At 62.4% G+C, this 24776-nt stretch carries 22 protein-coding genes and 1 pseudogene; 15 read left to right on the plus strand and 8 right to left on the minus strand.

The annotated features are described in order from the left end of the window. Positions 1-119: 119 nt before the first annotated feature. Positions 120-1361 (plus strand): ATP-binding protein, encoded by a 1242-nt coding sequence (locus JM946_RS31265; protein WP_218042857.1) that lies wholly within the window; start codon positions 120-122, stop codon positions 1359-1361. Then, entirely contained in the window at positions 1358-1933 is a 576-nt protein-coding gene (locus JM946_RS14330; protein WP_203167978.1) for a response regulator transcription factor, read from the plus strand. The genes JM946_RS31265 and JM946_RS14330 overlap by 4 nt, the downstream gene beginning before the upstream one ends. A gap of 69 nt (positions 1934-2002) precedes the next feature. On the opposite strand, the gene JM946_RS14335 is transcribed toward JM946_RS14330, so the two are convergent. From JM946_RS14335 to JM946_RS14345, 3 genes are all read right to left on the minus strand, one after another. Continuing rightward, the gene (locus tag JM946_RS14335; protein WP_203167979.1) at positions 2003-2494 is read right to left on the minus strand and encodes a copper chaperone PCu(A)C; all 492 of its coding nucleotides are present in this window, start codon (positions 2492-2494) and stop codon (positions 2003-2005) included. A 102-nt stretch (positions 2495-2596) separates the two neighbouring features. After that, positions 2597-3982, minus strand: coding sequence for a PepSY-associated TM helix domain-containing protein (locus tag JM946_RS14340; protein WP_203167980.1), 1386 nt, complete (start codon positions 3980-3982; stop codon positions 2597-2599). Between the two features lie 39 nt (positions 3983-4021). Continuing rightward, positions 4022-6166: a TonB-dependent receptor gene (locus JM946_RS14345; RefSeq protein ID WP_203167981.1), complete on the minus strand. Its 2145-nt coding sequence runs from the start codon at positions 6164-6166 to the stop codon at positions 4022-4024. A 310-nt stretch (positions 6167-6476) separates the two neighbouring features. On the opposite strand from JM946_RS14345, the gene JM946_RS14350 reads away from it, so the two are divergent. Together JM946_RS14350 and JM946_RS14355 are read left to right on the plus strand one after the other, a co-directional pair. Next, positions 6477-8348, plus strand: a complete 1872-nt coding sequence (locus tag JM946_RS14350; RefSeq protein ID WP_203167982.1) for a COG3904 family protein — start codon at positions 6477-6479, stop codon at positions 8346-8348. Beyond that, positions 8272-9381: a ribonuclease E inhibitor RraB gene (locus JM946_RS14355; protein WP_203167983.1), complete on the plus strand. Its 1110-nt coding sequence runs from the start codon at positions 8272-8274 to the stop codon at positions 9379-9381. Before JM946_RS14350 ends, JM946_RS14355 begins: the two co-directional genes overlap by 77 nt. Here the strand turns inward: JM946_RS14355 and JM946_RS14360 are convergent. Continuing rightward, the gene (locus JM946_RS14360) at positions 9350-10081 is read right to left on the minus strand and encodes a phosphatase PAP2 family protein (RefSeq protein WP_203167984.1); all 732 of its coding nucleotides are present in this window, start codon (positions 10079-10081) and stop codon (positions 9350-9352) included. The two genes, JM946_RS14355 and JM946_RS14360, sit on opposite strands and share 32 nt — an antisense overlap. 31 nt (positions 10082-10112) lie before the next feature. Here JM946_RS14360 and JM946_RS30020 point away from each other — a divergent pair, with 31 nt between their 5' ends. Further along, the gene (locus JM946_RS30020) at positions 10113-10283 is read left to right on the plus strand and encodes a hypothetical protein (RefSeq protein ID WP_218042859.1); all 171 of its coding nucleotides are present in this window, start codon (positions 10113-10115) and stop codon (positions 10281-10283) included. A 248-nt stretch (positions 10284-10531) separates the two neighbouring features. Here JM946_RS30020 and JM946_RS14365 read toward each other — a convergent pair whose 3' ends face one another. The 3 genes from JM946_RS14365 to JM946_RS14375 are packed head-to-tail and all read right to left on the minus strand — an operon-like array spanning position 10532 to position 13046. Continuing rightward, positions 10532-10642, minus strand: a complete 111-nt coding sequence (locus tag JM946_RS14365; RefSeq protein ID WP_203167985.1) for a DUF2474 family protein — start codon at positions 10640-10642, stop codon at positions 10532-10534. Positions 10643-10644: 2 nt separating this feature from the next. After that, positions 10645-11640, minus strand: a complete 996-nt coding sequence (cydB, locus tag JM946_RS14370) for a cytochrome d ubiquinol oxidase subunit II (RefSeq protein WP_407700555.1) — start codon at positions 11638-11640, stop codon at positions 10645-10647. Then, positions 11640-13046 carry a cytochrome ubiquinol oxidase subunit I gene (locus JM946_RS14375; protein ID WP_203167987.1) on the minus strand — a complete coding sequence of 469 codons (1407 nt, stop codon included), beginning with the start codon at positions 13044-13046 and terminating at the stop codon, positions 11640-11642. The genes cydB and JM946_RS14375 overlap by 1 nt, the downstream gene beginning before the upstream one ends. Positions 13047-13287: 241 nt before the next feature. On the opposite strand from JM946_RS14375, the pseudogene JM946_RS31670 reads away from it, so the two are divergent. From JM946_RS31670 to JM946_RS14420, 9 genes and pseudogenes are all read left to right on the plus strand, one after another. Next, positions 13288-13383 (plus strand): annotated as a pseudogene (locus JM946_RS31670) (ArsR family transcriptional regulator); the annotation flags it as partial. A gap of 50 nt (positions 13384-13433) precedes the next feature. Beyond that, the gene (locus JM946_RS14385; protein WP_203167989.1) at positions 13434-14183 is read left to right on the plus strand and encodes an MBL fold metallo-hydrolase; all 750 of its coding nucleotides are present in this window, start codon (positions 13434-13436) and stop codon (positions 14181-14183) included. Between the two features lie 512 nt (positions 14184-14695). After that, positions 14696-14788 carry a K(+)-transporting ATPase subunit F gene (gene kdpF / locus JM946_RS14390; protein WP_203167990.1) on the plus strand — a complete coding sequence of 31 codons (93 nt, stop codon included), beginning with the start codon at positions 14696-14698 and terminating at the stop codon, positions 14786-14788. Then, entirely contained in the window at positions 14785-16524 is a 1740-nt protein-coding gene (kdpA, locus tag JM946_RS14395; RefSeq protein WP_203167991.1) for a potassium-transporting ATPase subunit KdpA, read from the plus strand. The genes kdpF and kdpA overlap by 4 nt, the downstream gene beginning before the upstream one ends. Before the next feature lie 27 nt (positions 16525-16551). Continuing rightward, entirely contained in the window at positions 16552-18612 is a 2061-nt protein-coding gene (gene kdpB / locus JM946_RS14400; protein ID WP_203167992.1) for a potassium-transporting ATPase subunit KdpB, read from the plus strand. Positions 18613-18639: 27 nt separating this feature from the next. Beyond that, entirely contained in the window at positions 18640-19215 is a 576-nt protein-coding gene (kdpC, locus tag JM946_RS14405) for a potassium-transporting ATPase subunit KdpC (protein ID WP_203167993.1), read from the plus strand. Continuing rightward, entirely contained in the window at positions 19212-21908 is a 2697-nt protein-coding gene (locus JM946_RS14410) for a sensor histidine kinase (RefSeq protein ID WP_203167994.1), read from the plus strand. Before kdpC ends, JM946_RS14410 begins: the two co-directional genes overlap by 4 nt. After that, positions 21905-22603, plus strand: coding sequence for a response regulator (locus JM946_RS14415; protein ID WP_322110937.1), 699 nt, complete (start codon positions 21905-21907; stop codon positions 22601-22603). The genes JM946_RS14410 and JM946_RS14415 overlap by 4 nt, the downstream gene beginning before the upstream one ends. Positions 22604-22770: 167 nt before the next feature. Next, positions 22771-23682, plus strand: a complete 912-nt coding sequence (locus JM946_RS14420; RefSeq protein WP_203167995.1) for a phosphotransferase — start codon at positions 22771-22773, stop codon at positions 23680-23682. Here JM946_RS14420 and JM946_RS31675 read toward each other — a convergent pair. Beyond that, positions 23657-24250: a histidine phosphatase family protein gene (locus JM946_RS31675; RefSeq protein ID WP_407700550.1), complete on the minus strand. Its 594-nt coding sequence runs from the start codon at positions 24248-24250 to the stop codon at positions 23657-23659. The two genes, JM946_RS14420 and JM946_RS31675, sit on opposite strands and share 26 nt — an antisense overlap. Here JM946_RS31675 and JM946_RS30415 point away from each other — a divergent pair. Beyond that, positions 24164-24694: a hypothetical protein gene (locus JM946_RS30415; RefSeq protein ID WP_230979734.1), complete on the plus strand. Its 531-nt coding sequence runs from the start codon at positions 24164-24166 to the stop codon at positions 24692-24694. The genes JM946_RS31675 and JM946_RS30415 overlap by 87 nt on opposite strands. Positions 24695-24776: the final 82 nt, after the last annotated feature.

The raw sequence follows: 24776 nt of genomic DNA on the forward strand, positions 1-24776 counted from the left end.
TCTTGGAGCAACTGCGGCGCCGGCCGCGATCACGGCGATTTGAGGGCATCGACCCGTCCCGGCAGGGTGCGACAACTTGTCGCACCCAGCACTTTGCCGCACTGGTTACATTACCAACCGTGGATAACCGGGCCTCACTCTCCTTTATCAGACTGCTGGCGAACCTGCGGTGGCTGGCGGTGGCTGGCCAAGCGGTGACTGTCCTGATCGTCACCGGCCCGCTGGGGGTGGAGTTGCCGGAGACGCCGCTCTGGGCGGGCATCGGCGCGCTGGCTTTGTTCAACGTCTATGCAACCTGGCGGGCGCGAGGAGCGGGGGAGGTGAGCGCCGCGGCGCTGTTCTCGCACATTCTGATCGATGTGTTGCTGCTGACCTGGATGGTGGCTTGGAGCGGGGGTGTCGAGAATCCATTTTCGTCGCTGTTCCTGTTGCCGATCGCGCTTTCGATTCTCGCCCTGCCGAGTCGCTGGGTCTGGGCAACGGCGGCGGCGAGCATGGCGGGATACTGCGCGTCAGCGCTGTTAGCCCGTGAGCTGCCGCATGTGCATGGCGTGTTCAGCGACGCTTTCAGCATCCACAAGGCCGGCATGATGGTGACCTTCGCCGTTTCTGTCGCGGTGGTTTTGATTTTCTTCACGCGCATCGCGGCTGCTTGGAGAAAAAGCGAGCGCGAAGTCGCGCGGCTGCGGGAGCAGTTCACTCGCAACGAGGGCATCATTGCGTTGGCGACGCATGCCGCCTCGGTGGCGCATGAGCTGAACACACCCCTGGGAACGTTGACGCTGATGGTGGAGGATCTCGCGAGCGAGGCCACGACGGATGCGCAACGCGAAGAGTACACAACGATGAGGTCGCTGCTCCTGGTATGTCGCGATCGCGTCCGAGAGCTGGCGACGCCGGCCGAGGCGGGCCGGTTCGGAACGCCTGCATCGAGTGTCGATCTCGAGCGGGTGATCGAGCGTTGGCTGCTGATCCGGCCCGTGGTCGATCTGCGTCGCACGGGCTCGACCGCGGGGCTGGAACGGGTCGATCCCGCCATCGGCCACCTGGTACTGGCGCTGCTCAACAACGCGGCGGATGCCGGCGAGCAGGCGGGCTCGAACCGTGTCGATCTGCATGTGGAAGTGGAGCGGCGGGCGCTGCGGGTATCGATCAGGGACTACGGCGTCGGCTTCGAGCACGCGCAACCCATGTTGCCGGCTACCTTGTTTCGCACCAACAAGCCAGGGGGCATGGGCATCGGGCTGGCGCTTTCGCATGCAACGGTGGAACGTTTGGGTGGAACCCTCTCCATGCAGGCAGCCTCGGATGGCCCAGGCGTGGTTGTGTCCTTCGAGCTGCCTGCGGTGCTCGAGGCATGAATAAGGAAGCAACTGGCGTCGCCGGTTCCGGTCTGCTCGTCGATGACGATGAGTTATATCTGCGTACGCTACAGCGTTCCTTGCAGAAGCGCGGCTTCGAGGCGGTGCTGGCGACCAGCGTGGCCGATGCGGTCGCGGCCGCGCAGAAACATCGCCCGGCGTTCGCACTGATCGACCTGCGATTGGGCAAAGACTCCGGCCTCGTTCTGATCGAACCGCTCAAAGCGGTGCGCGAAGACATGAGGATTCTGCTAGTGACGGGCTATGCGAGCATCGCCACTGCAGTCGAAGCGATCAAACGGGGCGCCGACAACTATCTGACAAAGCCTGTGACCGGGGAAGCCATCGTGCGCGCGCTGAACGATGAGCCTGAAACCGAGTCCGCGCCGGAGAGTACCATGGTGCCGCTGGCCCGCGTGGAGTGGGAGCACATTCAGCAGGCGTTGAGCGAAACACAAGGAAATATCTCGGCCGCGGCGCGCCTGCTGGGCATGCATCGCCGCTCTCTTCAACGCAAGCTTGCCAAGCGGCCGGGGCCCGAACGCAAACCGGGCGGCGAGTGCGTCGGATAGCATCGAAGCTGCTGGGGCGACTGCCTGCCGCAGCACCCGGGCCTTCGGCAGCGACTGCAATCAGAAGCTCTAATGCTGGTGCGAAAGTCCAACAGCGTCCGTGCCCGGTGCGCCTTGCGCCCCGATCGCCGCGACTGGGACGTTGATCGACAGTGGCTGCGCCTTGGCGAAGATAAGTGTCGCCGGTACGGACTCACCCTCCCGCAAGGGTTGCTTGAGCTCGACCAACATGACGTGCAGCCCTCCGGGTTGCAGCTTGACGATATCGCGTGCCGGAATATCCAGGCCCTCCGCAGCGCGCATTTGCATGCGATCGTCGGCATGCGTGGTGTTGTGAAGTTCGGCCCGGCTGGATACTGGCGTTTCGACGCGCAATAGCTTGTCCGCGCTGCCCCGGTTCTCTATGTCGAAATACATCGCACCAACGGTGGCGCCGGGCGGCGTGGCTCGCGCCCAGGCGCTTGCGACCTGCAAAGGTGTTTCATGCTGATCGCCGGTGCAGGCCAAGAGTGACAGCGGCGCGCCTAGAGCGAGCAAACAACGAGCGAGAAGATTGCACATCTGCGGTTCAGGGTATCGTTCGACTTTGAATAGAGCACGTGGCAGTGTTGCAGCGGGGCAGGCGAATCTTGCTTTGATGCGACTGGCTGCTGAGGTCGTGCGCTAGGGCGCCAGTCCCAGCCAGTCACGTACCGGCGTGATTCGCCTGAGCACGAATCGCTCGATGAGAAACAAACAAAGCGCCGTCACTCCGAGGGCCGGGAAGAGCAACCCGAGTACGATGAGCAAGGCGGTCACACTCCACACGACGCCCCCCGATCGGAGCGGCTCTGGTGCGCCGAGCCCGGTCCTGCGGCGCTTGAGCCACATGATGGGGCCGGTGACCGACAGCAGGGCGCCACCGAGCGCGGCGAGCAGCATCAACAGCTGATTCGGAACGCCGAAATAGTTCCCCATGTGCAGCTGCACGCCCCATTCGACTGACTTCGCGCCAATGCCGTAGTCAGCGAAACTCACATCATTCAGCACAGCGCCGGTGTACTGATCGAGATGAATCGTGCGCTGACCCTCGGGGCGGTCAGGATAGGTGTATCCGGTGAACACGTCGTGTTCGTCGCGCGGATATATCAACCGATATCCGGTCGTGAGTCCCTGTTCAGCGAAGCTGCGCGCGGCCTGTCCGACGTCGATCTGCATGTGACCTGCGTGCTGAGAATGTGGGGCCGGCGCCTGCTCCAGTGTCCAGGGAATGCCAGGCGTGGTCTCGACAAGCGTTCTTTGGGGCGCCGCTGACGCCGTGGCGCTGTGATCGACGTGCGCTCGGTACGACTCGGGATAGCCGATGCCGGCGTTGGCCATCATGCGATTCAGATTGCCGCCCCATTCGGTGGCCCAGGGCAGTCCCGTGAGGATGAGAAACAGCAGCAGGCCGGACGCCCAAACGCCACCCACCGCGTGAATCTCGCGCCAGAACAGCCGGCCCTTGCGAAGCCGCGGAATGAACACGCCAGAAACTTTGTTCGACGTGCGCGGCCACCACAAGTACAGGCCGGTAATGATCAGCACGATGGCCCAGCAGGCGGCGATCTCGACCACCAGGTCGCCATTCGGCCCGAGCAGCAGCGTGCCGTGCATGCGGTCGGCGAATCCGACCAGCGTGTTCTCATATACAAACGAGCCCAACGCCTTGCCGGAGACCGGATCGACATAGACACGAAAAGGCCGACCTTCCTGCGGTGTGAGGAATACGATCGCGGTCCGATTCGGCGCGCTGGGTAAATCGACACGCGTCGGCTTCGAACCTGGAAACGCCTGCAGCGCTCCTTGCACGAGGCGTTCGGGCGGCAGGTGTTGCCCCGCTTCAGGCGCGAACCGCCATGCGGGATGAGCAAGATCCTCGATCTCGGTCCCGAACAGATAGATTGCGCCCGTGAGCGACAGGATCAGCACGAACGGCGCCACGATCAATCCGGCATAGAAATGCAAACGAAAGATCGTTCGGTGCAGGCGAGCCTGGTTTTCGGCTTGGGTGCTCTGTGAGGTGGTCATCGAAGACGAGTCCGGTAACTCAAGGATGACGAAGCGTCTTCAGAAAGACTTGGCGAGCGACACTTCGACGCTGCGCGGCTCACCGAGGAACACCAGGCCGGAGGCATAGCCGGACCAGTCGGCGTACAGCTCATCGGTAAGATTTCGGCCGCGCAATGTGATGATGCCTAGCGGCGCGCGCCAGGAAATTGCGGCGTCGAGCACCGTGAAGCCGTCGACACGCACGTCGTTCGCGTTGGAAGTAAAGAAGTCGCCATTGTGGCGCACGATGCCGGTGAAGGTGAGCGGCAGATCACCCGGTGCGTAGCTGACGACGATATCCACCAGCTTCTCCGGCACGTTCTGAGGCCGATTGCCAGAGCGGTTCGCGCCGCCGGCCTCTATCAACTCCTCGAACTCGGCATTCAACAGCGTGCCGCTCAGCTCGAGGCTGATCTCCTCGGTGGCCATGAGCGTGAGCGACACCTCGCCGCCTTCAGAAATCTGCCTGCCGCCTTGAATGGTTAAGGCCGGATTCGTCGGGTCGCGAGTGAGGATATCGTCCTGCGTGATACGGAATATCGATGCCGTCAGCTGCAGGCGATTGTTGTCCAGCGAAGTTTTGATGCCGACTTCGTACGACTCGCCCGTCGATACTTTGAACGATGCATTCGTCGCGCTCAAGAACAGCAGACCGCTGACGGGCAGGGCGGCCCCGGTGAATTGCGCGAACAGCTGTGTTTCCGGGCGCACGCTGTACACGGTGCCGACGCGCCAGGTGACGGGGTCATAGTCCTGTCCATAAGCGGAAGCAGCGCCCGAGGTGGCATCGAGAACTCGACGATCCAGCTCGAACTCATCCAGGCGCACGCCAGCCACGAGCAGCCAGTCCGAAGTGAGATTGTAGGCATCTTCGGCAAAGAAGGATCGTGCCTTCACATCGGCGGTCACGTCCTGGCGCGTGGCAAAGTTTGTTGGCGTATCCGGGAGAAAGCGTCCGCGCGCAGGGGAGAATGGGTCGACAGCGCCGGCCGAGCCGAAACGGCGCACGGTGAAGAAGTCGGTCTCGCCGACCTCCACTCCGGCGGTGAAGCGATTGCGATGGCCGAACATGGTGCCGTCGAATGCAACGTGCACACGCTCGTTCCAGTACTCATGGTCGTGCGTGATCAGCGAGGCGCCCCGGTTGATCAATCCACTGGCTGCATTGAACGTGTACTCGTCGGCGTCCCGCCAGCGACGGTCGGCTTGGTAGTAACTGGAATCGCTGACAATGCGCCACTTGTCCGTGAGTCGATATTCCGCCCGAGCGCGCAGCCACGTCGTCTCGGAGCCCATGTCCCCGTCCTCGACATTGAAATTCAAGTCGCGCATGGATTCATCGAGGACCAGGCCGCTGCTGCCCGAGACGAGATCGGAAGGATTGTGAGCGACCGCAGCCGACACGAGCGGCGTCCCGTAGTAGGCCGTGTCGAAGTCGTCCTCGAGGCGGTCCACCGAGAATGTGATCGACAGGTCTTCACTGGGTTGGAGCAGGACGGCGATGGTACCTGCGATTGTTTCTGAATCAGTATCGTTCACCCAGCCTGCCGACCGTGAGTACCACACGTCGCCGCGCAAGGCGACTTGCTCGCCGATGGGTAAGTTGAGATCACCGGCCAATCGTCCCGTCTCCTGGCTGCCGTAGCTCGCGAAGAGCTCGCCGTGCACTCCATCCAAATTCGGGCGGCGAGGAACGAAGTTGATCGCGCCCGCCAGGGCGCCTTCGCCGGAGGTTACCGACGCCGGTCCCTTGATCACTTCGACGCGCTCGAAGGTCCATGAGTCCCAGTTACGCATGCCCACATCCGAATTCGCCATGCGCACGCCGTCGTAAAGGTAGTTGATGGCGCGATGAAAGCCGCGCATCGATGCGGCTCCGACCGAGCCAGGCAAGTTGCCCGAGTTCAGGCCCGGCGCGGCATTCATGGCCTCCAACGTGGTTCGCACGCCTTGCACGTGGAAGTCCTGCTGAGTCACCGCATCGACGATGGCGGGAAGCTCACGGTTGCTCAACGCCAATCGACCGGCGATCTCCGATTTCGTGTCGAGAATGCGCTCGCCGGTGACGACGACCGTCGCCTCGCTGTCCTGGGCGAAAGTAGGCGTGGGCGCCAGGGCGAAGGTGGTCGCAGCGGCGAGTACTCGATGAGCATTGATTCTCATGACCGGAAGGTTCTCTCGGCGCGCCAGGCAGGCATGTCGAAGACCATGGCGACTCCAGGCAGTGGCGTGAGCGTCTCAGGATTTGCGTTGATTATCCGACGCCCGAGGGCGGACCGCCTGCGACAGAATGTCGCAGACCACCGGCGTGGGTGGGTTCGTACTGATGGGGCAAGTCAGGCGGATGCTGGCGAACAGAGAAGGTGCAGTGACGTTTCTGCAGAAACGTGCGCACTCTCTAGGCAACGACTCATGGCGCGGGATATAACTGCCGCCGCGCCATCATAGAGATCGAACCGGCCGCTACAAGAATATGAACAAGTTCGTCGGCTACATGAATATCGTTCTTCTGACGGTCACCCTGATCGCGTTGGTCGTAGGCAGCATCCAGTTCGAGCAGCGCGAGTTGCTGGTTGGCATGGTGATGATGCTGGTGCCGCTCGCGCTGACCATGTTCGCGATGGAGCCACAGCCACGATGCCTGCACGCCGCGATCATAGCGAACGCGGTCGTGATTGGCTCGATCGTGTGGGGAGCAGGTGCATCGCCCGCGCTGGTTCCATTCCTGATCAACATGGCGGCCCTGGTGCGGGTATGGATTCGCGTCAAAGATCAGCAAGGCGAGCAGTATCGGCCTGACAGCACCGAGGTCGCTGCCGAGCTGATGTACGAAGATCCGGCCGAGAATTACTTCGTGCGCCACTGGCGAGGACAGTTGACCCTGCCGGTGTCCTACTGGGTCAACAATTGGGGAGCCACGGCGCTGCTCTGGGGGCTGCTCGTTGCAGCCAACAAGTTCCTCCCGGAAGTTTCGTTACGCATGCAGTCCTCCGCCGTCTTGGCCTTGCACGGCCTGATACTGATCGTCGGGGCCTGGTGCGCCGTCGGCGTGTGGCGCTCTTCGAAGTTCCACGCTGCGCGTGGCGGAGCTCGCGTATGGGCGGGGGCAGCGCAGTTCCTGGTCGTGCTCGGCGCTATCGGCACGGTAAGCAACTTTTTTCTCTACAACCTGCCGCAGATCCAGGAGCACTGGCTGATCGCCCGCGACCGCGATCCACTCGGTCACATCGAAACACAGCTCACCCGCGATCGGCGAGGCTTGGTCCTGAGCGGCAACCTGGGTGCAGGCTCGGCTGACAAGATTCGCGCCGTGCTCGATCAGGAGCCGGACGTTGAGACGCTGGTGTTGGAAACGCCCGGAGGTCGGGTTGGCGAGGCGGCGCTGATTGCCAGGTTGGTGCGCGAGCGCAAGTTGAAAACTTATGTCGAAGGTCGCTGCGAAAGTGCCTGCACCGTGATCCTTATCGCCGGTGTGGACCGTGCCGTGACCGCCAGTGCGGTCATCGGCTTTCACCGCGCTTCCTTTCCGGGCATGAGTGCGTCGCTGGACAAGGCGATGACCGATGACCTGATCGAACAGTATCGAGCCGCAGGCCTGCCCGAAGACTTCCTCGCGCAAGTGCGTGACACGCGGGCGGATGACATGTGGTACCCGACGCGAGAGGAACTGCTCGGGGCACACGCAATCGATCGCGTCTCTTCCGGCGGCGAGATCAACCGGGCTTCCAAGTACGATAACAAGGCTTACCTGGAATTCGAGTATGCCGGTGACCCGATCATGGGATTGATCAACGATCATTTTGCAGGCGCAGTCAAAGCGGCCGCCGCTGCGGCTTGGCAGGAACGCGAGCAAGGCGCGAGCGACGCAGCGATGTGGGCCGCCGCCAGAAAAGTCATCCTGGGCTACTACCAGAAGCTGCTCCGCACTGCGGACGAGCCGAGCATACGCTCGTACCTGCAGATCCGTCTCGATCAGTTGCGAGCCGCCCGGCAGGTGAGCGATGAAGCATGCGCACTACAGGCCGGCTCGAGCCTCGATATTTCGGAGGCCCTGTCTGCCGAGTTGTACGAACGCGAGCTGACTTGGGTACGAGCCTCGCTAGGCCGGATGGATCAAGCGCCGTCGCGCCCTCCGAATGCATCCGAGTTCAACGGCCTGATGCTGCGGCTGGAAGAGCGGCTCGGATCGGACGTCGTTGCAATGGCCAGAAATCCGGCGGCACATGCCGGATCGCCGCAGCAACTGTGCGCGGCGAGCCTACGATTCTATGAAGCTGTTCGAGCGTTGCCTCAATCCGAGCGCGTCCTCGCCGCGCGTGGCTTGTTTCAAGGCGTGGCGGAATAGTTCAGAGGTGATCATGGCTCGTAGGTTCGGTTGCAAATGGGTGCTGGCGTTGCTGTCGCTGGCGATGGGCGGCGCAGGCTGGGCGGCTGGAGGCACGTATGAAGAAGCAGATCCTTTCAATGAGATGAGGCGTTTCGAGCGCTTCGAGCATCTCGGCGGGGATCTCACCCAGGAGCAGGACGTGGAGTTCATTTTCCGCTTCTCGGATCGTGTCGAGGCCCGCGCGGAGAACGCGCAGCGGTTCGCCAACAGACTCAGGTTCAGGGGCTACCCCAAAGCGGAGGCCCAGCCTTGTGCCCGTGAGGAGGCCTGCTGGCTCGTGATCGCGCCGAAGCGGATGCGCCTCGACCTTAAAAAGAACATCGCATTGAGCAAGGAACTGGATCAACTGGCCGCCGACGACTACGGCCGCTACGACGGCTGGGACTGCGCTCTGTTCAAGCGCGAGGACGAGCGATTCATCGACTCCATGGTCGCCGAATCGAACAAGGTTCCGTCGTTGGGCACCTGGCTGATGAGTTTGGATCAAGTCCTTGCACTCCAGTGCGCCAAGATGCGCCAGAGCCTGACCTCACAGGGCGATGCAGCCGATGCAACCGGTCAGCGCGCCCATGCCATCGAGGCGCGCAGCGTGATCGATCTGGTGTGTACTTGTGCCCCGGAGGGTGTGAAGAGCTTGCGTCAGACGCTCCCACCTATGGAGTTGGCAGCGTCGATCAGCGAGGCCGAGGTTACGCAATCCTATTTCATGCCGAAGGTCATGCAACCATGCACGGGCAAAATGGTCCGCCAGCTGTACCTGGAGGAATGCTCGACGCTCGCCGCCAACAATAAGCTCAACGCCGAGACCTACTGCGGTTGCATGCAGCGGCTCCTCGACGAAACCTCCGCAGCCGACCTGATGCAACTCGGTCTGATCGCTGCGGACTACCTGCCCAAAGCGGCTCAGGCGCAGAAGCATGGCATTCAGCCGCCCGATGCGCCCCCACTCTATACAAAGTTCATGGCCAGCGAGGCGGCGTGCCGGCACTAGGGTGGGCCTCAGAATCCCACAAGCACGCCTGGAAGACAAAGCTGTACAGCGACAGTGCGACCGTCCACACGATCATGGCGCTCCACATATCGTGCGACATGAAATGCGCGCCACGGGATTGCTGAGCGAGGCCGAAGGTCAACCCCAATGCCACAGCGGAGGCCAAGGCGATGCTTGCGGCCCGAGCGCTACGTTCGCGCAGCATGAAATATAGGGCCAGCAGGGAATAGCCGGAGCTGGCATGCGCCGCTGGAAAGCAACGTCCGTGCCCCAGGCCGACCGGGCGATGTTCGAACAGATGCAGGTAGGGGAATGCGCCGCCGAATTCTGCAAGTTCCCGGGGGCAGCTTACGTTGGTCAGCGCCTTCAGCAATCCCACGAGACCCACCGACAGCACCACCGATACGAAGAAATAGAGCGCCGGCCTGCGCGCCGCTCGCCATTGCGGCGCAAGCCAGGTGGCCGCCCACAGTGACAAGGCGAGCGCTGCGATGGTTCGAATGAGCCACGCGCCGTCGCGATGAATGAGCTCGTTGGTCCACCAGCTGGTCGCGCCGATCCATCGCGAGCGGCTCTCATCGAAGAACAAGGCGTGGGCGATGGCGAGGTCAGCGGTGCTGACAGCGAACAACGGGGCCAGGATTGCAAACAGCGCCAGCGGCGTTCTCAAGTGCCGCCAGTAGAACGTTGCATTCGACATCTCAGAATGACTTCCGGGTTCCAATCAACACTTGCAGGGCGTCGATGTCGTGGTCGCAATCCCGTGGCATCGCCAATCGATGTGCAGCACGTTGCCGAGACCTGAGCGGGCGCTGCCCAATCCCAATCCCAATCCCAATCCCAATCCCAATCCCAATCCCAATCCCAATCCCAATCCGCGCCGGCCTGCAACGCGCCGTTGAAAATGAATGCGTCGCGGGTCGAGCCGAAGACGATGGGGGATTCGCGAACTGCCGGCGCTCAGCAGGTGAGACGCTTCGCTGCGGCTGAATCAATCGGCGCAACTGCCGGGCGCATGTTCAGAGGTCCGGGTTCAACTGGCTCCTCGTATGGGCCGCGGGACAGGCGGTGTGGGTCGGCAGTTCTACCGCTCGTCAGTGCTGACGCACAGATGCAGCGGGGCCCGATCCGCGAGCCGGAACGTCGCCGACTACGCCAGTACCCATCGGAGCACGTACGCGATGAGACCGAGCGCTGCGACGCTCGCCAGCCAGATCGCGACAAACCACGCCAGGCGCTTACGAAACGAATCGGGAGACATGCTTAGTGATAACCGGCTTCATCGACCTTACCGCGGAACACCCAGTAAGCCCAAGACGTGTAGGCGAGGATCAGCGGCAGCAGCACACCGGTGCCGATGAGCAGGAAGATCTGGCTGCGCTCGGGCGCCGCGGCCTCCCAGATCGTGATGCGCCCAGGAACGACGTCCGGCCAGATGGAGATCATCAGTCCGATTAGGCTCAGGGCGAACAGGACCAAACTCATCGCGAAGGGCAGCCAATCGCGACGGCCGCGCAGCGCTCGCCACAGAACGAATCCAGTGAGCGCCACCAGCAGCGGCATCTGCGCACTGGCGAGCACGCCCGGCCAGGCAAACCAACGCTCGTAGTACTTGCCTTCCAGAAACGGCGTCGCCGCGCTCACGGCCGCGATTGCGAGCAACATTGCGATCGTCAGTGGACGTGCCAGCCGGCGCACGTGGCTTTGTAACGGCCCCGTGGTTTTCCAGATCAGCCAGCCAGTGCCCAGCAGGGCGTAACCGACGATCAGGCTGATGCCCGTCAGCAGGCTGAAGCCAGTGAGCCAGTCCCACCACCCGCCTGCGTAGGCCCGGCCTTCGACGTGAATGCCCTGTAACAATGCGCCGAGCGTGATTCCCTGCATCATCGCCGCCACGACCGAGCCGACGCAGAAGGCGATGTCCCAGATGCGACGATGCGCTGGATCGCGCCAGCGAAACTCGAAAGCCACGCCGCGAAATATCAATCCCAGCAGCATGCCGATCAGCGGAGCGTACAGCGCCGGCAGCACGATCGCATACGCGAGCGGGAACGCGGCCAGCAAGCCGCCGCCGCCCAGCACCAGCCAGGTTTCATTGCCGTCCCACACCGGTGCGATGCTGTTCATCGCCATGTCGCGCTCGGTGCCGACCCGAAACAGCGGAAACAGGATGCCGATGCCCAGATCGAAACCATCCATCACAACGTAGGCGGCGATCGCGAAAATGATGATAGCGGCCCACACGACGGTCAGATCCATCATGGCCGTTCTCCTTCTACCGCTGGCGCCGGTGTGATGCCGGCGGTGCGCACCGGGCCTTGGGTCGGCTCGGCGGTTTCGTGCCGCTGCGGTGGCTTCGCCATCAGCCGGAGGATGTACCAGACGCCCGCGCCGAACACGCAGAAGTAGACAACTATGAACGCGAGCAAAGATGTCGCAACCGCCGGCGCATCCAGCGGCGCCGAGGCTTCCGCGGTTTGCAGCAGACCGTGGATGACCCAGGGTTGCCGACCCACTTCAGTGGTGATCCACCCGGCGATCACCGCGACGAATCCCGAGGGCCCCAACGCCACCGCCGTCCGATGTAACGCACGCCACGAATACAGCGTGCCGCGGAGTCTGGCGACGAGGCTCCACGCACCAACTGCGAGCATCGCCACTCCCATCGCGACCATGATGCGAAAGGTCCAGAAGACGATCTCCACGGGCGGTTCGAGATCGTCGGGAATGGTATCGAGGCCGGCCAGCGGCGCATTCGCATCATGCTTGAGAATCAACGAGGACGCCTTGGGAATCTGCACGGCGTAGTCGACCCGTTTGGCTTCGCTGTCGGGAATTCCGAACAGGATCAGCGGCGCGCCCTCAGGATGGCTGTCATAGTGACCTTCCATCGCCATGATTTTCGCCGGCTGATGCTCCATCGTATTCAGGCCGTGCAGATCTCCGAGCAAGATCTGGACGGGCGCGACCAGGGCCGCCATCCACATCGCCATCGAGAACATCTTGCGCGCCCCGAGATTGCCTTGGTCCTTGAGCAGATGCCATGCGCCCACTGCCCCGACGACCATCGCGGTGGTGAGATAGGCCGCGGTCACCGTGTGCGTGAGGCGATACGGGAAGCTCGGGTTGAAAATGATTGCCCACCAGCTCGGCCCCGGCACGAACTGCCCGTTGGCGGCGATCTCATAGCCGGCGGGCGTGTGCATCCAGCTGTTCACCGAAAGGATCCAGAACGCGGAGATGCACGTCCCCAGCGCGACCATGCAAGTGGCCGCGAAATGCAGGCGAGGTCCCACCTTGTTGATGCCGAACAGCATCACGCCGAGAAAGCCGGCTTCCAGAAAGAAGGCGGTCAATACTTCGTAGGCCATCAATGGCCCGATCACAGGCCCGGCCCTATCGGAGAACACCGACCAGTTGGTGCCGAATTGATAGGACATGACGATGCCCGACACCACGCCCATCGCGAACGTGAGTGCGAAGATCTTCAGCCAGTAGCGGTACAGATTTGCATAGACGCCGCGGCCGGTCTTCAGCCACGACGCCTCCAGCACCATCAGGTAGCTGGCCAGGCCGATGGTGAACGCCGGAAAGATGAAATGAAAGCTGACGGTGAATGCGAACTGCAGGCGGGCGAGCAGCAGGGCATCGAAGCTTTCGAACATCGTCAGCTCCTTGAACGATCAACTCCGGCGTTAGCCTATCGCTAATCCGGATGCTACTCCATTGCCGAAGACCGCTCGGTGCTTGCGTGAGGTTGGCTCGTTTTCAGGGCTTGTGTGTAATGTTGGCGTCCGCTAATTTAGAAATGGCTAATATATCCGTCGAGCTTCGTGCCACTCTCGTATGAATTGTCCTGCCCGGTCGAAGCGTTGCGTCGCCCGTCAACGGCCGGACCCCACCGTCATGCAGCCTCTTGTGGGCTTGAGCCAGTCGGCGCTCTCCCAGCATCTGGCCACCTTGCGCGAGATGGAACGGGTAACCACGCGGCGCGAGTCGCAGGGCGAAGCAGCACGTTGCGACGAAGCCAATAACATATCGAGAAGCCAGTCATGATCTTCCGCCAGCTGTTCGAGCCGGTTTCCTCCACCTACACGTATCTGCTTGCGTGCCCGCAGAGCCGAGCGGCGGTGCTGATCGATCCTGTGATGCCGGCATGGCAGCGCGATCTGCGAATCGTGAACGAGCTGGGTTTGAAACTCGTGATGACGATCGATACCCACATCCATGCCGATCACATCACCTCTGCAGCGATCCTCAAGCGGGAGGCGGGCAGCCGCATCGCTATCGCCGCCCTGGACGCGCTCGACTGCACGGATGTTGGCCTGCGTGAAGGCGTGCCGGTGCAGGTTGGCGGAATTCGACTCGACCCTCTGCATACACCGGGGCACACGGACAATCACTTCTCCATCCTCGCCGGCGATCGTGTGTTCACGGGCGATGCGCTGTTGATCGATGGCTGCGGTCGCACGGATTTCCAAGGTGGCGATCCGCGCGCCCTTTACGCGAGCGTCCGTGGAAAGTTGTTCAATCTTCCGTCTGAAACACTCGTGTACCCGGGCCATGACTATCAGGGGCGGTGGGTCTCCAGTATCGCGCAGGAGAAACAGCGCAATCCGCGCCTGGGCGGGGAGCGCTCGATGGAGGATTTCGTGCAGTTGATGCAGAACCTCGATCTGCCTTACCCGAAGTTCATCGATTACGCGCTGCCAGGCAACCGCCAGTGCGGCAGGTGCCCGGACGATCTGCCGGAGGACTTGCAACAGTATTGCCGGCAGATGCAGCCAAGCGTGCAAGGTTGAGTCACTGGACCGGCTGGTCGTAACGGCGCAGCAGCTCCGGCTCGCAGGTCAGGCTGTTGGGGAGCGCTGGCTCGCTGACGCCATTGCCGCAAGCCATGGTGAGCCTCTCTTCGCTTCGAAAAGCCGAAGCTGATTCGGGTGGAAACGCCACGTCTCGAGTCAACCGGTGCGCCAACTGTTTGAACGGGAATCTAGCGCGACAGCTGTGAGCGTGGCGTGAGTTTTCGGGTGGGCCGCGACTCTCAGCCGCCGGAGCGCGCAGGCCGGACACCGCCAGCGAACAGCAAAAAAACTCACGCGGTTTTGTCTGCTCCGACGCCGCTGTATTTGTCAGGATATTCCATCGAATGGCAGGCCGGACAGCAAGCACCGCCGGGCACTGCGCGAAATTCATGCTGATCTGAATCATCGAGGACTGCACCGATGGAAGCGATCGTCGTCCTGACCACTTTGTTGCTCGTGCTGCTGACCTGGCTGCTTTACAAACTTGCTGCATGGCTGGAGCCGCGCAAATGAACCTCATCAGCTGGATCGGCCTGGTGCTGGCCGTCGTGCTGGGGGTGTACCTGCTGGTGGCGTTGCTGTTTCCGGAAAAATTTCAATGACCGCGCTCGGCTTGTTGCAAATCGCCTTGTATGTGCTGGTGCTGGTCGCGCTGGCGAAACCCCTCGGCGCGTTCATGGCCAGGGTCTATCAGGGCGAGCGCACGTTCCTGTCGCCGATCTTCGCTCCCGTGGAGCGCATCATCTATAAGTGCTCTGGCGTCGATGCGCGCAGCGAGACGGACTGGAAGCGCTACGCGGCGGCGGTGCTGCTGGTGAACTTCATCGGCTTTCTGTTTGTGTACCTGCTGCAACGTTTCCAGCACGTGCTACCGTTGAATCCGCAGGGCATGGCGGCGGTAACGCCAGATTCGTCGTTCAACACCGCAGTGAGCTTCGCCACGAATACCAACTGGCAAGGCTATGGCGGCGAAGCGACGATGAGCTATCTCACGCAGATGCTCGGCCTCGGCGCGCAGAATTTTCTATCCGCCGCGTCCGGCTTGGCCGTGCTCGTCGCGCTCATCCGCGGTCTGGCGCGACGTCAGGCGGGTCAGATCGGCAACTTCTATGTCGATTTCACGCGCGGCACGCTTTATATCCTGCTGCCGCTCTGCGTGGTTCTGTCGATCCTTTTGATGTCACAAGGCGTGGCGCAGAGTTTCTCGGCGAACAAAACTGTCGAACTGCTCGATCCGGTCACGACAGCGGAGCAAGTGAGCCAGCAGACCATTCCGCTCGGACCCGCCGCGAGTCAGATCGCCATCAAACAACTCGGCACCAACGGCGGTGGGTTCTTCAATGTGAACTCCGCGCATCCCCTGGAGAATCCCACGCCGCTGTCGAACTTTCTGGAGCTGCTGGCGATCCTGCTGATTCCAGCCGCACTGTGCTACACGTTCGGCAGGATGGTGGGCGATCCGCGGCAGGGTCGGGCGATCATGATCGCAATGCTCGTTATCTTCGTGCCGCTGACGTTCGCAGTCTATCTGGCCGAGCAATCGGGTAACCCCCGCCTGGACGCTCTGCAGGTCGACCAAGCCGCGTCCGCGACGCACTCCGGCGGCAACATGGAAGGCAAAGAAGTTCGCTTTGGGATCGCACACTCGGCGCTTTGGGCGGCGGCGACCACCGCCGCATCGAACGGCTCGGTCAACTCGATGCATGACTCGTACACGCCGCTCGGCGGGCTCGTGCCGATGTGGCTCATGCAGCTTGGCGAAGTGGTGTTCGGCGGCGTCGGCAGCGGGCTGTACGGGATGCTGATGTTTGCGATGCTCGCGGTGTTCATCGGCGGGCTGATGGTCGGACGCACCCCGGAGTATCTCGGCAAGAAGATCGAATCATACGAGATCAAGATGGCCTGCCTGGTCATTCTGATTCCGCCCGTGATCGTGCTCGTCGGCACGGCGATCGCGAGTGTCACTCCGGCCGCCGTCGCGAGCGTCGCGAACCCGGGCGTACACGGCTTCTCGGAAATCCTGTACGCATTCTCCTCGGCAGGTAACAACAACGGCAGCGCTTTCGCCGGCCTGTCCGCGAATACTCCTTTCTACAACTTCGCCCTGGGTATCGCGATGTGGACTTCACGGTTCTGGTTGATGATTCCGGTGCTCGCGCTCGCAGGAAGCCTCGCGGCGAAGCAGACGACCGCTGTGACGGCAGGCACGCTCCCGACGCACACACCGCTCTTTATCACGATGCTGGTCGGTGTCGTGCTGATGGTTGGCGCGCTGACCTTCGTTCCGGCGCTCGCGCTCGGGCCGATCGTCGAGCACCTCATGATGATCGGGCAGTAAGCGGCTCTCCTGGCAAGGATCACAAACATGGTGACACCGTACGTTACCGGCAGTGTCGTTCGCCGCGCGATCGTGGAATCGCTTCGAAAGCTCGATCCGCGCGTGCAGGTCCGCAATCCCGTGATGTTCGTGGTCTTCATCGGCAGCCTGTTCACGACGGTGATTGGCATCGGCGCCTTGTTCGGCAATTTTCAAAGCGAAGGATCGCCGGCATTCATCCTGTCCGTGGCGGCCTGGCTGTGGTTGACCGTGCTGTTCGCGAACTTCGCCGAAGCTGTCGCCGAGGGACGTGGTAAAGCCCAGGCCGCGACGTTGCGGTCGATGCGACGGCGCGTGCACGCCAAAAAACTGCTCAACGACAAGCCGGGTGACTATCACACGGTCGAGGCTGGATCGCTCGAGCGCGGCGATCTGGTGCTCGTCGAAGCGGGCGACGTCATTCCGGCGGATGGCGAGATCGTCCAAGGCGTCGCGTCGGTGAATGAAAGCGCGGTGACCGGCGAATCGGCGCCTGTGCTGCGCGAGGCCGGCGGCGACTTCTCCTCCGTGACCGGGGGTACCCAAGTACTGTCGGACCGCATCGTCGTGCGTGTGACCAGCAAAGAAGGTGAAGGCTTCCTTGATCGAATGATCGCGATGGTCGAAGGCGCAAAGCGCGGGCGCACGCCGAACGAGATCGCGCTATCGATCCTGCTCGCGATGATGACGCTGATGTTCCTGCTGGCGACGGCCACCCTCGCGCCATTCTCGCAGTTCGCGGTGGACGCCGCGGGTGAAGGGTCCGTCGTCACTCTGACGATCCTGATTGCGTTGCTGGTCTGCTTGATTCCGACGACCATCGGCGGGTTGCTTTCGGCGATCGGCATTGCCGGGATGGATCGGATGGTGCGAGCGAACGTGATCGCGACCTCGGGGCGCGCGGTCGAGGCTGCCGGCGACGTGGATGTGCTGTTGCTGGATAAGACCGGCACGATCACGCTGGGCGATCGCCAGGCATTCGCGTTCCTCCCTGCGCCGGGCGTGACTGAGCAGGAGCTTGCCGATGCGGCCCAACTGGCGTCGTTGTCGGACGAGACGCCGGAGGGTCGTTCCATCGTTGTGCTGGCGAAGCAGAAGTTCCAGCTTCGAGGTCGCGATCTGGCGGGCACGATCCATCGCTTTCATAAGTTCTCCGCGCACACGCGCATGAGCGGCGTCGATCTTGAAGGGCGGTGTTTGCGCAAGGGCGCGGCCGACGCCATCCGAAGATTCATCCAAGAGCAGGGCGGCGCCTGGCCGGGCAAGATCAGCGAGAGCGTCGAGAAGATCGCACGCACCGGAGCGACGCCGATCGTGGTCGCCGACGGCCGCAAGGTGCTGGGCGTGCTCGAATTGCGCGACATCGTCAAAGGCGGCATCCGTGAGCGCTTCGCCGAACTGCGGCAGATGGGAATCAAGACCATCATGGTCACAGGCGACAATCGCCTGACGGCCGCGGCCATCGCGGCGGAGGCGGGCGTCGATGACTTTCTCGCCGAAGCGACCCCGGAAAAGAAACTCGAGCTGATTCGAAAGAACCAAGCCGAAGGGCGCCTGGTGGCCATGTGCGGCGACGGCACCAACGATGCGCCGGCGCTTGCGCAGGCAGACGTCGCGGTCGTCATGAACACCGGCACGCAGGCCGCAAAAGAGGCCGGCAATATGATCGATCTCGACTCGAATCCGACCAAACTGATCGAGGTCGTCGACGTTGGTAAACAAATGCTGGTGACGCGCGGTGCGCTGACCACGTTTTCGATCGCCAACGACATATCGAAGTACTTCGCGATCATTCCAGCGGCGTTCGCGGCCACCTATCCGGCGTTGGATGCGCTCAACATCATGCGGCTCGAGACTCCGCAGAGCGCGATGCTATCGGCGGTGATCTTCAATGCCCTGGTCATACCGATGCTGGTGCCGCTGGCCTTGCGAGGAGTAAAAACCCGGGCCACGTCCGCGGCGCTGTTGTTGCGGAGAAATCTGTCGATCTACGGGCTCGGCGGCATCCTGGCGCCGTTTGTGGGCATCAAGCTCATCGATCTGTTCCTTGCAGCGCTCGGCGCTGCATGACGCAACCGACGCCCTTGGAGAATCGTAATGAGCGAGCTACGTCCAGCTTTGACCGTGTTTGTCCTGCTGACACTCCTAACCGGGGTCGTCTATCCAGCCGCGATCACGAGCGTCGGGCAGTTGGCCTTCAACAGTCAGGTGAACGGTAGCCAGATTCAGCAGGGCGAGCGCGTGGTGGGCTCCCGACTGCTCGGTCAGCCGTTCACCAGCCCGAAGTATTTCTGGAGCAGGCCTTCCGCGACGGCGCCGCAACCGTACAATGGCGCCGTGTCGAGCGGCTCGAACCAAGGTCCGACCAACCCAGCACTGCAGAGCGCTGTGAGCGATCGTATCGCAGCGCTGCGCGGAGTCGATCCAGGCAATGACGCGCCCGTGCCTGTCGATCTCGTCACGGCCTCCGCTAGCGGTCTCGATCCGCACATCTCTCCTGCGGCCGCCGAGTATCAGGTGGCTCGGGTCGCGCGGCATAGAAACGCCAGCGAGCATGAGATTCGCAGACTCGTGCAACAGGCAACGCAGGGGCGCACGCTCGGCATCCTGGGCGAGCCGCGCGTCAACGTGCTCGAGTTGAACCTGTTGCTGGATGCTCAGCTTGGCCGATGATCGAAACACGCCCCGATCCCGATCAACTCCTGGCCTCCCTCAAGGCGGAGGAGGCAAGAGCGCGGCGTGGCAAACTGCGCATCTTCTTCGGCGCGAGCGCCGGGGTCGGCAAGACGTACTCGATGCTCGAAGCGGCGCGTGGCGTGCGTGCGAGCGGCGGCGATATCGCGATTGGATATATCGAGCCGCACGGGCGCGTGGAGACCGAGCGCTTGCTCGAAGGACTCGAGCAACTGCCGACGGTGGCAGTCCACTATCGAGGCACGACAAGGCGCGAGTTCAATCTCGACGCGGGACTGAGACGGCGGCCGGCGATTCTGGTCGTCGATGAGCTGGCGCACTCCAATCTCATCGAAGGCGATCCGCCGCCGCGTCACGCCAAGCGCTGGCAGGATATCGAGGAACTGCTCGACCAGGGGGTCAACGTCTGGACCACGGTCAACGTTCAGCACATCGAGAGTCTGAACGATCTGGTCGCGCAGATCACCGGCGTGCGCCAGCTGGAAACGATTCCCGATCGGATCTTCGATGAGGCCGACGAGATCGAGCTCATCGATCTGCCGCCGGAGGATTTGATCGCGCGGCTCAAGGCGGGCAAGGTCTATGTGCCCGAGCAGGCGGCCACCGCGATCGAGCGATTCTTCCGCAAGTCGAATCTGATCGCTCTGCGCGAGCTGGCGTTGCGGCGTGTGGCCGATCGAGTGGATGCCGCCGCGCGCGCGTCGGCGTTGTCCGATCGCACCTCGCGTGCCTGGATGGCGCGAGATCGCGTGCTGGTGGCGATCGGGCCGGACGAGCAGGCGGAGCAGGTGGTGCGGGCCGGCAAGCGCATCGCGGATGGCTTCGATGCGCTGTGGACCGTTATCTATGTCGAGACGCCGAAGCTGCTGAGTCTGTCCACCGCCGAGCGAAATCGCCGGATCGACTTGCTGCGTCTGGCGGAGTCGTTGGGCGCAGAAACCGTCACCCTCGACGGCCCCTCGGCGGCTCAAGCTCTGCTTGAGTACGCGCGCACCCGAAAAGCGACGCGTCTGGTGGTTGGGGCTCCGAAACGCAGGGGATGGCGAGGCTGGTTGTGCCGTTCGACGACGTATGAACTCGTCGGTCGGGCGCGTGGCTTCGACGTGATCGCCATTGGCGCTCCTGACGAGGAGCGGACTGCCGAGCAAACCGCAGAAGTTTCTCGGCCCGAGGTCGCCGTGCCGGTTCACTGGAATCGTTATGCGTGGGCGCTGACGACCAGTGCCATAGCCACCGTCATCGCCTTCGCGATGTTTCCATACTTCGAGCTGGCAAACATCGTTATGGCTTACGTGCTTGCTTCCACCATTGCCGCGGTTCGCTTTGGCCGGGGCCCGGCGGTGGTGGCAGCCGTGATGAATGTCATCGCGTTCGACTTTTGTTTCGTGCCGCCACGGTTCACTTTCTCGGTGGCCGATGCTCAATACATCGTCACGTTTACGGTGATGCTCATTGTGGCGGTGACTATTGCCAACTTGATGGCGAGCGTGCGGCAGCAGACGCGAGTGGCCGGCGCGCGGGAGCGGCGAACCGCTTCTCTCTATGCGATGAGCCGGGAGCTCGCCGCGACTCGGGGCGTTTCCAGTATGGCGCGCGTTGCGGTTCGGCACGTCACCGAAGTGTTCGATTGCAAAGCCGTCGTACTTCTGCCAGATGACAAGGGCAGGTTGCATCATCCGAATGAAGCGCCGGTCACGCGCTCGTTCACGAGTGCGGATCTGTCGATTGCGCAATGGGTGATGGACCACGGCAAACGCGCTGGCCTGGGCTCGGACACACTGCCGGCGGCGCCCGCGCTCTATGTTCCCCTGAGCAACGAGCGTCAACGTCTCGGAGTGCTAGCCGTTCTGCCCGAAAACCGCCGCCGTATTCTGTTGCCGGAGCAGCGTCACTTGCTGGAAACCTTCGCCGGCCAGCTAGGGCTCGCCATGGAGCGGGCGCAGCTTGCCGAGGCGGCCGAAACCTCTCGCGTGGCGGCTGAAACCGAGAGTCTGCGGAATACCCTGTTGGCGTCGATCTCGCACGATCTGCGCACACCACTGGCAGTGATCGCAGGCGCGGGCAGTACGCTTGCGCAGCGCGGACGAGAGCTCGATGAGGCATCCAGAAATATCCTGGCGCGCTCGATCGAAACCAAGGCGCAGGAGATGTCGGATGTCGTCTCCAACGTGCTCGATCTGATGCGCTTCGAGTCCGGACAGATCGTCCTGCGACGCGAGTGGGAAACATTGGACGATCTGGTGGGGGCAGCGCTTGCTCGTACCGAGGAGCGAATGCGTCGGCATGCCGTCGATATCGGCCTGCCATCCGATCTGCCGCCGCTGCATGTGGATGCGACCTTGATCGTTCAGGTGTTGGTCAATTTGCTCGATAACATCGCGAAGTACACTCCGTCGCAGACTCGCGTGTACATTTCGGCGCAGCTGCAGGGCGCTTTTATACGCGTCACGGTCGAGGACGACGGGCCGGGTTTGCCGCCGACGGAACGCGATCGGTTGTTCGAAAAATTTCAGCGCGGCGAGGATGAAAGCGCCGTAGTCGGCGCCGGCCTCGGGCTGGCGATTTGCCGCACTATCGTGCGCGCTCACGGTGGAGAGATCGTGGCGGACGATCGGCCGGGCGGGGGCGCACGATTTCAGTTCACGCTGCCGATCGAGGAGCCGACATCGTGACTCAAGCCATGCACCGAATCCTGGTCATCGAAGATGACCCCGCGATCAGGGGGGTTGTGCGCGTGCTGTTGGCCGCCGAGCAGTATCGAGTCATCGAAGCCGCTACCAGCGCGCGAGCGTTGATCGAGGCGCGCAGTCACCGGCCCGATCTGTTGCTGGTCGATCTGGGGCTGCCGGATGGCGACGGCATCAAGGTGATTCAGAGCGTTCGCGAGTGGTCCCTGGTTCCCATCCTTGTGTTGTCGGCGCGAGCGATGGAGGCCCAGAAAGTCGCAGCGCTCGATGCGGGGGCGGACGATTACGTCACCAAACCGTTCAGCGCGCCGGAATTGCTGGCGCGAGTGCGGGCGGCGCTGAGACGCAACGCGCGCACGGCGGAGCAAACGCCGGTGCTGCAGTTTGGCGAGATCAGAGTCGATCTCGGCCGGCGCGAAGCGAAGTCGCCGGGCGCAGAAGTTCATCTCACGCCACTGGAGTATCGAGTGCTCGAATCGCTGGCTCGGCACGCTGGGATGATCGTCACCGCGCAGCAGTTGATCCGGGAGGTCTGGGGGCCGGATCGAGCCGACGACACTCGCAACCTGCGTGTGTGTCTGAAAAACCTGCGCCAGAAGCTGGAACCCGATCCCGCAAGGCCCCAACACATCGTGACCGAAACCGGGCTTGGCTATCGGCTGCGGGTGGGCGAGTTCTAGCTGGAGCGCAGCGCACGTGCAGGGTTGAATCGCGAATGCGATCCCTTCACGATGCTCCGGTGAACCTCGATTCCAAAACTGTACAAAGTGTTCTCGCTGTCCTGGAAGGTAGAGGGAAGCTGGACGGAACAGAGCTGCACATTGAACGCAGACGGATCCACGGAGGAATGGAAGCTCGCTGCGTTGAGCGCATCATCGCGCGTTACCGGGACGGCGCTGGTCGAGACAAACGGGTGAGCTTCGTCGCCAAGCAGCTGCAAGGCGCTTTGGTTCGTGAAGCGTACGTGTACGAGGCCTTGCGCGATAACGGGATGTGTAACATCTCCCCGCATGCCTACGTCATCGACCATCTGCAGCGCAAGGAGGCTCTGCTGCTACTTGAAGACGTGCCACGCTCGTGCACATGGCCGTGGCGAGATCCGGCGGCTGCTCGATCTGTGCTTCAGCGCCTTGCTCAACTTCACCTCGCAGGTCCAAAGATCCCTACCGAGGAGTGGGACTATGAATCCGAGCTGCAGCGCTCGGCGCTCGCGACGCTCGACCTGCTCGATATCATGCGTCGCTCGCGCGATGGCTCTTCTCTGGTCAAGCGAAGCATCCGGCCGCTGAATCGATTGATCGGCTCGCTGCCCGCACGACGTGCAGCGCTGCTCCAGTATCCGCCGTATCACAACACCACGATCCATGGCGACGTGCACTCCGGCAATGTCATCCTGCGCCGTCGCCGTGGTCAGAGCGAGCCTGTTTTCATCGATTGGGGACGCGCGCGCTGTGGATCCGCACTCGAAGATGTGAGCTCCTGGCTCCAGTCGCTCGGCTACTGGGAGCCGGAGGCTCGAAGGCGTCACGATAGTTTGCTGCGCGACTATTTGCGCGCACGCGCAGCGGAGGACTCGTTGCCCAGCGACCTTCGGGCAGCGTACTGGATGGCTGGTGCATCGAACGCGCTCGCCGGCGCGTTGAGGTATCACTGCTGGTGCGCAATGAATGCGACCACGATTCGCGCGCGCGCCGCCGGTGCGCACGCGGCGGAGGGCTGGTTGCGAGTGATCGTCAGGGCCGATGCTCTTTCCGCATGACGGATCCTGCATGGAGGTGAGTTCGATCGTCGAATCTCAACAGCGTTGCGCATCGGTTGTGCCAGCCGATCACGGTCATCGATGCCGGGCCGGGTCTGAAAGATTCCCAGCGCGCCGGATTCAAACAATGGATGTGCCCGAGGATCTGGGAGATCACTCCTGCATGGGTCACGACAGCGACGCACTGAGTATTGTGCCGGCCAGCGATCTGGGCGATGCCGTTCAAGCTCCGGGCGCGAAATTCCGAATAGCTCTCGCCTCCGGGCCAGCGGAAATCTGGATCCTGCTGCGTAAGGTTTCTCTCCCAATGCTCGCGGTATCTGTGCCGTACATCATCCAACAGCTCGCCTTCCAGCTCGCCGCAGCTGATTTCCTTGAGCATGGCCGAATAAGTGACTGGCAGACCGGTGTGCTTCTCGATCTCGGTTGCTGTGTCCGCGGCTCGCCGCAAGGGACTTGAATAGAGTGCTGCGAGATTCTCGTGTCGCAGCCTTCGAGCCAGCAGCGCTGCCTGCGCTCTGCCTGCCTGGCTGAGTTCTACGTCATACCACCCGCTCAGACGCTGCAAGGGCTCCTCGTGCCCTTCAGTTTGAGCATGTCGGAGCAGCAAAAGAGTAGTGCCCACGATCGGCATTTCATCGAGCAGCAGCTATCGCTGTGCGGGCGTCAGCGATCGTCAGCAATCCGGCTACATCTGTATTCCGGGCGTGTGAGATTTGCCGATCCGAGTGAGCGTCGCGCCCATGCAGTCGAAACAACCACGCGCCGCCTGAGGCTGGCCTGCGCCGGCGCCTCAAAATATCAACGCAAGGATGCCGATGACGACGAGCAAGCCAATCAGGGAAAGGATGCCGACAGTGCTGGCGAGAAATTTGAACATGATGCCTGGCTCCACGCGCGGGATACCTGCATGACGATCGGTGGGGCCACCATGTTCCAGCGCTATGCACTCTCTGCAGCGTGCTGGCGGCGCACGGCCAATAGCTGCTCATCGGCTCCGATACTGCTCTGATTTTGTAGCTTCCGCATTCGGACTGCATTGAAACCATCAAGTCCTGGAAACGTTGTGGGCGTGTATCCGAGCTCGCGTGGGC

The sequence above is a fragment of the Steroidobacter gossypii genome, assembly GCF_016801985.1.
Lineage (GTDB): Bacteria > Pseudomonadota > Gammaproteobacteria > Steroidobacterales > Steroidobacteraceae > Steroidobacter > Steroidobacter gossypii.